Genomic DNA, 11145 nt, shown 5'->3' with positions numbered 1-11145 from the left:
TTTTTCTCTTCAACCGACCGGGTTAACTGTGAAGTGATTCACATCCGCCGTGTCGATGGAGGCGCATTATAGGGAGTTCTCCGCAGCCCGCAACAGAAAAGTTGCAAAAAAATGACTGACTGCTGCATTCCCCAGCAAAACCCCGCCTTATACCCTTTTACGCACAGACTTATCCACAATTACAGCAAGATCCTGATGCGATCCTGCGAACTGAAAGAGAAGATCAACTATACTAGCGGCAAATATTCTTCTCCGCAGAGCTCCCCCTGATGAATACACAACGCCTGCCTCGCGACTGGCGCCTCCCTACGGCCGGATTGATGCTGCTGGCCATCCTCTTCGCCGCTTTTACGCTGCATACGCACTGGAACGCCTTTATCCAGTGGTGCCTTGCCACGCAGATTACGCTGCACCGTTATCTGGTGATGTATCTACTGCAGCTTAATAACAACCAGTACAGCGGTGGATTATGGCTCTTAACAGGCGCTTTCTTTTATGGCGTCCTTCACGCCATCGGGCCGGGGCACGGGAAGTTCATCGTGACAACCTACCTGAGCACAAATAAGGAGAGCGAACTGGCCGCACGCACCGTTCCCTTTCTTGGCAGCCTGATGCAGGGCATCAGCGCCATTCTGTTTGTCTTTATTCTGGCAGTAGGATTTAACCTCGCGTCAGGGGATATCAGCACCAGCCGCTGGTATGTCGAGAAGATAAGCGCCGTGCTGATTGGCGCATTTGGTGCTTTCATCATTTACCAGGCGCTGAAAAGCCTGCGGCCTCAAAGAATGAGGATCTCAGCCATCACTCCCCTTCATCAGCACGATGAACACTGTGGCTGTGGTCATCACGGCGTGGGCGCAGATCTGACACAAGGTGACTGGAAAACGCGTCTGGGCGTCATTCTGGCGATTGGCGCACGTCCGTGCAGCGGTGCGATCATGATTCTGATGTTTTCGAACGCGCTGGGCATTGTCACCTGGGGAATGGCGGCCGTTATGACCATGTCTTTAGGAACGGCACTCTCTATTATGGGGCTATCACTGGCGGTTCGTTATGCCCGTGAACGCACGGTGGCATGGTTCGGGGGAGATAGCGCGTTCAGATGGCTGGTGCCGGCAGTTAAAATTGCCGGAGGTATCATCCTGATCCTGTTCGCGACCGTCCTGTTCCTGACAGTCATCCCCATTAGCGCCAACGGCGACTACATCGCCGCCGGATGCTAATAAAAGAAAACCCGCCGTTGGCGGGTTTCTTTATTACTCGTTAATGCGTGGATGTTGATCAACAAGACGGGAGCGTTTCTTCTGCAGCTCTTCAATCTCTGCGTCGATATCCTCAATTTTTTGCTCAACGTTATCGTAGTGCTCGCGCAGGATTTCTTTCGCTTCCTGAATATCAGATGCCGCAGGTGTCGCCCCTTTCAGAGGACGGTTCGCCGTCTCCTTCATGGTCAGGCCGGTCGCCAGGCCGACTACCGCAATAACCATCAGGTAGTAGGCTGGCATCATCAGGTTCTGCGTGCTTTCCACCAGAGAGGCGGCAAGCGTAGGCGTCAGGCCGGCAATCAGAACGGAGATGTTGAACGCCGCCGCCAGCGCACTATAACGAATGTGCGTCGGGAACATCGCAGGTAATGTGGATGCCATCACCCCGATAAAGCAGTTCAGGATCACCGCCAGCATCAGCAGACCCGCGAAAATCAGACCCAGCACGTTACTGTTGATCAGAATAAACGCCGGGATCGCCAGCGCGAACAGCGCTACGCTACCCAGAATGATAAACGGTCGGCGGCCAAAGCGGTCACTCAGCAGACCCATAATCGGCTGTACAAACAGCATACCCACCATGATGGCGATAATAATCAGCACGCCGTGATCTTCCGAGTAGTGCAGGTTATGCGACAGATAGCTCGGCATGTAGGTCAGCAGCATGTAGTAAGTGACGTTGGTGGAAATCACCAGACCAATACAGGTCAGCAGGCTGCGCCAGTGCTTTGTCGCGATCTCTTTAAAGGACACTTTCGGGCCGTCCTGCAGCCCTTCGCGGTCGCCCTGCTCCAGTTTCTCAACGTGCTGCTGGAACGCAGGTGTCTCTTCCAGCGCATGTCGCAGATAAAGACCGATAATACCCAGCGGGAGCGCGATAAAGAACGGAATACGCCAGCCCCAGTCGAGGAAGTTCTCCTCACCGACCACGGTTGAAATCAGAACCACGACGCCCGCACCCATCACAAACCCGGCAATCGAACCGAAGTCCAGCCAGCTGCCCATAAAGCCGCGCTTACGGTCAGGGGAATACTCCGCGACGAAGATCGACGCCCCGGTATACTCGCCCCCGACGGAGAAGCCCTGCGCCATCTTACAGAGCAACAGCAGAATAGGTGCCCAGATGCCGATCGTGGCATAGGACGGTATTAGGCCGATACAGAACGTACTGATCGACATAATGACAATGGTGATAGCGAGTATTTTCTGGCGACCGTATTTGTCACCTAGCATACCGAAGAACAGACCACCCAGCGGGCGGATCAGGAAAGGAACGGAGAATGTACCCAGCGCGGCAATCATCTGCAGGCTTGGGTCAGCACCGGGGAAGAACACTTTACCTAATGCATAGGCAACAAAGCCGTAGACACCGAAATCGAACCATTCCATCGCATTACCGAGCGAGGCGGCGGTGATCGCTTTACGCAGTTTAGCGTCATCAATAATGGTGACGTCGCGAAGCGTAATGGGTTTAACCTTTTTCCTTCTTAGCATAGCTTTCCTCGTAGACTTAGCCCTGTCCGTTCCACAGCCAACTCGCACTCTGTGAACCCGAGATCCGCTCCGTGCGAACCTCCATCTTCAAGCGTAGCAGGTTTACTTACATTGACGTTTACCGTCGATACAACCGAACCTGTTGACGCCTGTCTGGGCAGTTAATGACCTTTTTACCCTACCAGCGTTTATATTTGTGATCAACTTCACACATATATTTATACTGCGTCAGGTGAAGACAGTTTTTGTCAACTAACGCAAATAAGTACTTTCTCAACCTTCCAGAGTCCCCATTTTCGCCCTCATCCTTTTTCTTTTCCCAACAAAATAAAAAGCCATATTTTTTACAAGAGATTTACATAAATTTTCAGCTCTCACAACGCGCCGTAAAGTTTACATTCAATATGTGATGAAGATAACTAAAACACCGTTTTATTTTCATTGAATCAATATTCCATCGATCGCATGATAATTCCTGAAACATAGCGACGCATGTTTTCTGACGAGAGAAAACGAGAGCGCTGACTGAATTTCGGTGCAGGGTTATCACAAACCAATCATCAAGAGCACCCTTCATCAAATTGAATTTAATGATTTTTTTATTCGCAGCTGCCGCTCACCACGAGAGGCGAAATTGTGAGGGTTAGAGATGAAGATTAAAGCCACGATAGAACGCATACCGGGTGGTATGATGCTGGTGCCGCTGGTACTCGGTGCTATTCTGAATACATTAGCACCTGAAACCGGGGCTTATTTTGGTGGTTTCACAAAGGGGATGATTACGGGTACCGTTCCCATCCTGGCGGTCTGGTTCTTTTGTATCGGCGCATCCATTAATTTGCGGGCAACCGGTACCGTATTACGCAAATCCGGAACGCTGGTGATAACCAAAATAGCGGTTGCCTGGGTGGTCGCAATGATATGCGCGATGTTCATTCCTGAAAATGGAATTCAGACCGGTTTCTTCGCCGGGTTATCCGTCCTGGCGATTGTCTCGGCGATGGACATGACCAACGGCGGGCTGTATGCCAGCCTGATGAACCAGTATGGAACGAAAGAGGAGTCCGGCGCGTTTGTTTTGATGTCTCTGGAGTCCGGCCCGCTCATGACGATGCTGATCCTGGGGTCCGCTGGCCTGGCTTCTTTTGAGCCCCATCATTTTGTCGGCGCGATCCTGCCATTCCTGATCGGCTTCGCACTGGGCAATCTGGATCACGATCTGCGTGATTTCTTCAGCAAAGCCACGCCGGTGCTGATCCCATTCTTTGGCTTTGCGCTGGGTAACACCATCAACCTGAACGTGATTCTGGATACGGGACTGCTGGGGATTGTGCTGGGTGTCGCGGTTATCATCATCACCGGTATTCCGCTGATCATTGCTGACCGCGTAATCGGGGGAGGAAACGGCACGGCGGGCGTCGCCGCCTCTTCAGCCGCAGGCGCTGCCGTTGCAAACCCGGTGATTATCGCCCAGATTAACCCGGCCTTCGAACCGGTGGCCGCGTCCGCGACGGCACTGGTTGCCGCCAGCGTGATTGTCACCGCAATCCTGGTGCCCATCATCACGGCGCTATACGCGAAACGCTACGGAAATGTGCAAGAGATCCCGCCTGAACCGAAACCGATAGAAATGAATCACTAACACACCGCGCCAGCCATCCTCTCTCCCCTGGGGGGAGAGGGTCAGGATGTGGGGTTCAACCAAAAATCTCTTCCACCATTGCATCCACCAGCCGTTTTGCCGAACACAGCCTCGGCATACCCAGCGCGACAGTCTGCCAGTTTTGCGTCACTGACCAACTCACCGGGTGTATATCCGCCTGACACCAGTCGCCCAGCCAGCCCAGCATGTCTTTGTGATCGATTAAACCCGCCGAAGCGGGTGTGGTCAGCCATTGATGATAGAAATGGCGCGTTGTGGGAGACGCATTGATGCCCTGCGCGAGGTAGTTGGCGGCCATGCTGCGTAAATTATCCTTGAGCATGGCCGACACATCGTTGTTCGCCAGACGGCAGGCATCGCCAAATGCTCCCCAGCGCAGCTCTTCCAGAACAATGAAGCAGCGCCCGGCTAAAGACCAGCCATCATAGTGACCGGCTCGCCAGCGGGTGAAAATTTGTTCACTGTGCTCGCCCGCCTGTACCGTCAGTCCACGCTGGGTCAGAGCCTTTTCTTTATAGGCGGCACGTTGGGTAAAATGAGAGGAGAGCTCCGCATACTGTTCAAGCAGGCCGGGAGATGGCTGAGCGCGCAGGTGGGCCTGCTGGCACAGTGCAGTCAGTTTATCGGCCATCAGCGTCAGCGCAAGATGGCCTGGATCCAACATGCCGGCGAGTTTTTCCGCCAGCCCCAGGCGCAGGGCCGCGTTCTCGTTAAGCATTCCCGCCATCGCCCAGGGCCGTAGCCGGGTATGCGTCATGATCTCCTGAGTCAAACGTTCACGAAACTGCAGCTGCTGCGGCCCCAGATGGGGATGGCGCGCCGCGTCCACGCCCTGCACAAGATCGACCATAAACCTGGGATGAATACACTCCAGCGTCCGCCCGGGACCGTCCAGTAGCTGTGTTGTCATGGTTGCTCTGCTGCGAATAGAGTTTGAATGTCATCGCGTAACAGTCGGGTATCTTCCTGAATCCACGTCGCAGTCGTAATGCTTTGCTTCAACAGCTGGCTGAGCGCTCGGGTTGAATGCTCATTTTGTTGACGCACTGCGAGGCTATCACGCAAGCTTTCCTGTAACCCGGTCAGGCATAACGAAAATTCTGCAAAGAACGTCGCCATTCCGGCCGTAACAGAGACATCGACCTGCGCGGACAAAGCTTTACGTATTTGTTCACAAAACTGATCAATATGTTGCTTAAATTTGTCATGCAGTTGCGCAATGTCGATAACATAGTGCGTGCGCGTGACCACATACTCATCCCAGCCCCAGCCCGGATTATTGAGCCAACGCGAAACGGTTTCACGCATACTGCTCCCGGCGGAAAGTTGACCTGCCGGGCGGTTATCCTGTGCAATGGCATCGTTAAACAGTGCCCGCGTATTGAAGTCAAGCTGGTTTGCCTGAAAAGCCGGGAAGCTGATCCGCGCCCGGAAGCCGGCATGGCTCAGATGCTCTTTTATACGCGTTTCAATGGGGCGGATAGCTTCATTCAGCGAGCGCGCCAGCGTAGATTCCAGCTGATCGAAGCGTAACGCCAGCTCCCGGGCGATTTTTGCCTGCGCATCCAGCATGATGAGTTCACAGGAGGAGCGAATTTTACTCAGGACGATCTGCGCCTGACCTTCATCATCCAGAACCAGCGGTTCCCGCTCTTGCAGTTTGTCACTGCGGCGATTCAGCCGCTCAATGCCTGCCAAATCAAGAATATTTTGAGGGCTGAACACATGGCCCACGGCCTGGTGAAGTGCCGATTTTTCGGCCTCCATAAAGTCCGCGGTCGCGTTCAGCGCCTGGTCAACTTCATGTTTCACCTCATCACTCACCGCGCTCTGTCGCGTCTGCAGCAGCGCCATATCCTCTTCAAGACGTGCGATGTTCAGTTCCAGCCCCTCAAAGGCCACCGTCAGCCCCTGATAGCGGAAGTCGAGATACTCCCGGGCATTTTGCGCGTAGTTGAGCAGCTTATGCGAGGCCGAGCGCAGCGCGAATAGCGAGGCATTGGCATAGGCGGCGTAAATCAGTTTGCGTATTGGCTGTTCAAACAGCGAATCTTCCCAGAGCAAATCGGCTGCGTGACGGATATGGTTTATATCGTCCAGGTCCGCCGAACGCCAGCGGCGTCCGAGTGCGGCTTCGGCAAAATCCTGCACCCAGGGCTGCTCCTGATGATCCGGCAGGCGTCCACGGGCATTCATCTCGTTGCGGGCGCGGTTTGCCAGATACGCCCACATAGAGGAAACAGGGTAGATCTGGCCAGGCGAAATAGTGCCTTTCATTAAGGTACCGGAGATCATTGCCCTGACCTGCTCTTCATCGTCGCTATTGCGATCCTTCTGGTCGAATTTATTCACCAGCGCATACAGAGGCACTGATTTCCCCGCAACCGAAATAGCCTGACGAACCTCTTCATCAGAAATAGATTTAAGCTGGGTATAATCCATCACCGCCAGCACCGCCGACGCGCGGGCTAGCTGTTCGCTAAGCATTTTTTGCAGATGCGGTTGTCCGGCCTCATTGGGGCCGGGGGTATCGAGCAGCGTCAGTTGCCCGAGGTGCGCATCCAGACCCGCAAGATGCACGAACTCCACTTCAATCACCGGAATATGTTCGATGGCCGCGTATTCAGAGAACGGAAACGCCACGCCCAGCGCCTGGGAGAGCCTCACCAGGTCATTGAGACTTTTCAGGCAATGAAATATTGGCTGCGCCCCGAGATGATGCTTTTCAAAGGCCTCGCCTTTCTCAATACGCTCCAGCAGCGTATTCATGTCCTTATCAATTTCCAGTTGCAGAGCCAGCTTGCCGCGATCGTAATCGCCAAGCTTTTTCTGCAGCAGGTGAATCAAATCATCAATAGGAGAGACATGTGAGAAGTGGAGCACCGGCTCTTTCTGACCTGGCGTATGACGGATCAGCGTAGGCAGCGCCGTCATTGGGCGGTTGCGGTTCGGCAACACTTCGGTACCCACAATGGCATTAATGGTGGTCGATTTCCCCGCTTTCATCGTGCCAACGATAGCCAGAACCATTTCCAGACGTGTTATTTTGCGTAATTCATTATTCAGCGTTGCCTGCTGCGCTTCGACGCCTCGCGCACTAAAATGCAAAGGCAGCACGTTGTTCTTTTCACCTGTAATAGCAGCCGTCGTGCTCTCCAGCTTCGCTGTCGGCATTGATTTCAGGGTATCGAGATTTTGCAGGGCAAGCTGTAACAAACGCTCAGCTTCCTGACTTAATTCAAAAATGGTCTGTGTGTGCATGATAAAAGCCTTTCCTTAACGCAAATTTATTACTTTTATTAAGCCACTTGTATTAATTATGATGTTCAGGCTTATATGATCACGTGTGGAAAACATGTTCACCAAAATATAACTAATTGAAGATAATCAGAAATAAATGGCTATCCCTGCATGGCGTGTAAAGCTCTCCTCAAGGCCTGAAAGCCAAAAGATAAAAAGCCTGGCCCATTTTAAGAAGCTTCAGGATATATCATCATTATTTACCCACCTAAAAAGAGAGGGATAGGCCGCCAACATAAGAAATGCATGGCAGTAAAGTTCGAAGATAAATAACAATGCGTTGCTTCACCTTATCCGAAATGAAGGTGCGTAGCAATTTGCCGCAATAAAATATTCGATATATTTAGCGACTTCTCTTTCCACCGTGTTAATGACGTTAGCATCGCTTAGCTGACTGACAGTAAGTGTCACTCGCAACACATTTTCTGCGTTTTTTAAATTCACAATAGCACCGACAAAAGTGTGGATTTGCGTTATACTTGCCGCCTTTTTCGGCACTCTGCCGTCATTTAGCTGGCACTTTCCAGCGCGTTAACACTTTTGAGGATACCGACATGCAACTCCCACACTGCCCAAAATGCAATTCTGAATACACCTACGAAGATAATGGCATGTTCATCTGCCCGGAATGTGCACACGAATGGAATGATGCCGAGCCAGCGCAGGACGCTGATGCACTGATCGTCAAAGATGCCAACGGTAATCTGCTGGCGGATGGCGACAGCGTCACCGTGGTGAAAGATCTTAAGGTGAAAGGCAGCTCTTCCATGCTGAAGATCGGCACCAAAGTGAAGAATATCCGTCTGGTGGAAGGCGATCATAATATCGATTGCAAAATTGACGGCTTCGGTCCGATGAAACTGAAATCTGAGTTCGTGAAAAAGAACTGATTTAACCCGCCCGGTAGCGCTTCGCTTACCGGGCTTTCGGGAACTACACTTAACGGGCTTTTCTTACGTGAGGTAAAGATTATGCCGTTAAGTCCCTACATCTCTTTTGCCGGCAACTGTGCAGAGGCTACCGCCTTCTATCAGCAGGCCGTCGGCGCAGAACTCCTCTATAAAATCACCTTCGGCGAAATGCCAAAAAGCGATAACAGCGAAGAAGGCTGTCCGTCCGGCATGCAGTTTCCGGATTCGGCTATCGCTCACTCCAACGTTCGCATTGCGGGCAGCGATATCATGATGAGCGACGGGCTGCCGCCGGGCAGCAGCGCACAATACGCGGGCTTCACGCTGGTGCTCGACACGCAGGATGTGTCAGAAGGCAAGCGCTGGTTCGACAACCTTGCCGATGGCGGGAATATCGACATGGCCTGGCAGGAAACCTTCTGGGCGCACGGCTTCGGTAAGGTCACCGACAAGTACGGCGTGCCGTGGATGATTAACGTCGTTAAGCAGCAGCACTAATTTTCGGGCGGTGGGCGGTCTGCCTCCGCCTGTCATCAAACTCCCCTCAACTCTTCAAACTCCCGCAACCTGCACTTAACCCAAATGTCATATTGATGCGCCAGCATGAGGCCACATTTATCGTGAGGCCCAGCACATGCACACTGTTATCCGCGTCGAGAAACTGAGCAAGACCTTCAATCACAACAAGGCGCTGCATGCCGTTGATCTGACCGTCCAGCAGGGCGAAATGGTGGCGCTGCTGGGGCCGTCAGGTTCAGGAAAATCCACCCTTCTGCGTCACTTAAGCGGCCTTATTACCTGCGATAAAACGCCGGAAAGCCGCGTCGAGCTGCTGGGTAACACCGTGCAGCATGCAGGCCGTCTGGCGAGCGATATTCGCGAAAGCCGCGCCCGGACGGGCTACATCTTTCAGCAGTTCAACCTGGTGAACCGCCTGACGGTGCTGGAGAACGTGCTGATTGGCGCGCTCGGCAGCACCCCGTTCTGGCGCACCTGCCTGCGCTGGTTCTCCCCATCACAGAAGCAGGAAGCCTTACAGGCGCTGACCCGCGTCGGCATGGCGCACTTCGCCCACCAGCGCGTGTCCACGCTGTCCGGCGGGCAGCAGCAGCGCGTCGCTATCGCCCGCGCCCTGATGCAGAAAGCCAAAATCATTCTCGCCGATGAGCCCATCGCCTCGTTGGATCCGGAGTCGGCCCGCATCGTGATGGAAACCCTGCGCGACATCAACCAGAACGACGGCATCACCGTGGTGGTGACGCTGCATCAGGTGGATTACGCCCTGCGCTACTGCGAGCGCATCGTCGCCCTGCGTCAGGGCCACGTGTTCTTCGATGGCGCCAGCCATCAGTTTGATAACGAACGTTTTGACCATCTCTACCGCAGCGTAAACCGCGTCGAAGAACGCGCGCAGGCTGCTTAACGTCCCGATAACGAGGAATGGAAATGAACTACAAAGCCGTTGCCGCGCTGGCCTTCACCAGCATGTTCAGCATCAGCACCCTGTTAAGCCCGGCGTACGCCGAAGAGCAGGAAAAAGCGTTGAACTTTGGCATCATTTCAACGGAATCACAGCAAAACCTGAAGCCGCAGTGGGAACCGTTCCTGAAAGATATGGAAACCAAACTGGGGATCAAAGTGAACGCCTTCTTCGCCCCGGACTACGCGGGCATCATCCAGGGGATGCGCTTTAACAAAGTGGACATCGCCTGGTACGGCAACCTTTCCGCCATGGAAGCGGTGGACCGCGCCAACGGTCAGGTCTTTGCCCAGACCGTTGCGGCAGATGGTTCTCCAGGATACTGGAGCGTGCTGATCGTCAACAAAGACAGCCCGATCAACAACCTCAACGACATGATCGCCAAACGCAAAGATCTGACCTTTGGCAACGGCGATCCGAACTCCACCTCCGGCTTCCTCGTCCCTGGCTACTACGTCTTCGCGAAAAACAACATCTCCGCCAGCGACTTTAAGCGCACCGTCAACGCCAGCCCACGAAACCAACGCGCTGGCCGTGGCGAACAAGCAGGTGGACGTTGCCACCAACAACACCGAAAACCTCGACAAGCTGAAAACCTCCGCGCCGGACAAGCTGAAAGCGCTGAAGGTCATCTGGAAATCCCCGCTGATCCCCGGCGACCCGATCGTCTGGCGCAAAAACCTCTCCGAAAGCACCAAGGACAAGGTCTACGACTTCTTTATGAACTACGGCAAAACGCCGGAAGAGAAAGCGGTTCTGGAACGTCTGGGCTGGGCACCGTTCCGCGCGTCCAGCGATCTGCAGCTGGTCCCGATTCGCCAGCTGGCGCTGTTTAAGCAAATGCAGGCCGTGAAGGACAACAAAGGGCTGAAGGAAGAGGAGAAGACCAGCAAAGTCTCTGAAATCCAGGCCCAGCTGGAAGACCTCGACCGCCTGACCGCCGCGCTGGGTGCGATGACGAGCGTGAATAAAGCGGTGCAGTAACACAAGTCCCCTCTCCCTTGGGGGAGAGGGAGAACAGATTAAGGAGCC

8 protein-coding genes and 1 pseudogene are annotated in these 11145 nt (G+C 53.7%); 6 read left to right on the top strand and 3 right to left on the bottom strand.

The features are described from left to right. Positions 1 to 269 precede the first annotated feature (269 nt). Positions 270 to 1223, top strand: coding sequence for a nickel/cobalt transporter (locus IM284_RS13470; protein WP_047366883.1), 954 nt, complete (start codon positions 270 to 272; stop codon positions 1221 to 1223). A gap of 33 nt (positions 1224 to 1256) precedes the next feature. Here IM284_RS13470 and proP read toward each other — a convergent pair whose 3' ends face one another. Next, the gene (proP, locus tag IM284_RS13465; RefSeq protein ID WP_041911505.1) at positions 1257 to 2759 is read right to left on the bottom strand and encodes a glycine betaine/L-proline transporter ProP; all 1503 of its coding nucleotides are present in this window, start codon (positions 2757 to 2759) and stop codon (positions 1257 to 1259) included. 649 nt (positions 2760 to 3408) lie between these two features. Here proP and kdgT point away from each other — a divergent pair. Continuing rightward, a complete protein-coding gene (gene kdgT / locus IM284_RS13460) occupies positions 3409 to 4401 on the top strand; it encodes a 2-keto-3-deoxygluconate transporter (RefSeq protein ID WP_028015220.1) in 993 nt (330 codons plus the stop codon). A gap of 55 nt (positions 4402 to 4456) precedes the next feature. Here the strand turns inward: kdgT and IM284_RS13455 are convergent, their stop codons facing one another. Next, a complete protein-coding gene (locus IM284_RS13455) occupies positions 4457 to 5332 on the bottom strand; it encodes a diguanylate cyclase regulator RdcB family protein (protein ID WP_028015219.1) in 876 nt (291 codons plus the stop codon). Then, positions 5329 to 7683, bottom strand: coding sequence for a clamp-binding protein CrfC (crfC, locus tag IM284_RS13450; RefSeq protein ID WP_047366882.1), 2355 nt, complete (start codon positions 7681 to 7683; stop codon positions 5329 to 5331). The genes IM284_RS13455 and crfC overlap by 4 nt, the downstream gene beginning before the upstream one ends. 593 nt (positions 7684 to 8276) lie before the next feature. Here crfC and IM284_RS13445 point away from each other — a divergent pair. From IM284_RS13445 to phnD, 4 genes and pseudogenes are all read left to right on the top strand, one after another. Next, positions 8277 to 8612, top strand: a complete 336-nt coding sequence (locus tag IM284_RS13445) for a zinc ribbon domain-containing protein YjdM (protein ID WP_047366881.1) — start codon at positions 8277 to 8279, stop codon at positions 8610 to 8612. 81 nt (positions 8613 to 8693) lie between these two features. Further along, the gene (gene yjdN, locus IM284_RS13440) at positions 8694 to 9131 is read left to right on the top strand and encodes a VOC family metalloprotein YjdN (RefSeq protein ID WP_028015216.1); all 438 of its coding nucleotides are present in this window, start codon (positions 8694 to 8696) and stop codon (positions 9129 to 9131) included. Between the two features lie 136 nt (positions 9132 to 9267). Beyond that, entirely contained in the window at positions 9268 to 10056 is a 789-nt protein-coding gene (gene phnC, locus IM284_RS13435; protein ID WP_047366880.1) for a phosphonate ABC transporter ATP-binding protein, read from the top strand. 23 nt (positions 10057 to 10079) lie between these two features. Beyond that, positions 10080 to 11097, top strand: a pseudogene (phnD, locus tag IM284_RS13430) (phosphonate ABC transporter substrate-binding protein). Positions 11098 to 11145: the final 48 nt, after the last annotated feature.

Origin of the sequence: Enterobacter cloacae complex sp. P12RS (genome assembly GCF_014895875.1) — a bacterium.
Taxonomy (GTDB): domain Bacteria; phylum Pseudomonadota; class Gammaproteobacteria; order Enterobacterales; family Enterobacteriaceae; genus Enterobacter; species Enterobacter bugandensis.
Note: the sequence above shows the minus strand (reverse complement) of the source record. Positions and strands in the feature narration are given on the sequence as shown.

Excerpts from the sequence above, each read along its gene's own strand:
- IM284_RS13470 (WP_047366883.1), top strand. The coding sequence starts at position 270 with ATGAATACACAACGCCTGCCTCGCGACTGGCGCCTCCCTACGGCCGGA.
- proP (WP_041911505.1), bottom strand. The coding sequence starts at position 2,759 with ATGCTAAGAAGGAAAAAGGTTAAACCCATTACGCTTCGCGACGTCACC.
- kdgT (WP_028015220.1), top strand. The coding sequence starts at position 3,409 with ATGAAGATTAAAGCCACGATAGAACGCATACCGGGTGGTATGATGCTG.
- IM284_RS13455 (WP_028015219.1), bottom strand. The coding sequence starts at position 5,332 with ATGACAACACAGCTACTGGACGGTCCCGGGCGGACGCTGGAGTGTATT.
- crfC (WP_047366882.1), bottom strand. The coding sequence starts at position 7,683 with ATGCACACACAGACCATTTTTGAATTAAGTCAGGAAGCTGAGCGTTTG.
- IM284_RS13445 (WP_047366881.1), top strand. The coding sequence starts at position 8,277 with ATGCAACTCCCACACTGCCCAAAATGCAATTCTGAATACACCTACGAA.
- yjdN (WP_028015216.1), top strand. The coding sequence starts at position 8,694 with ATGCCGTTAAGTCCCTACATCTCTTTTGCCGGCAACTGTGCAGAGGCT.
- phnC (WP_047366880.1), top strand. The coding sequence starts at position 9,268 with ATGCACACTGTTATCCGCGTCGAGAAACTGAGCAAGACCTTCAATCAC.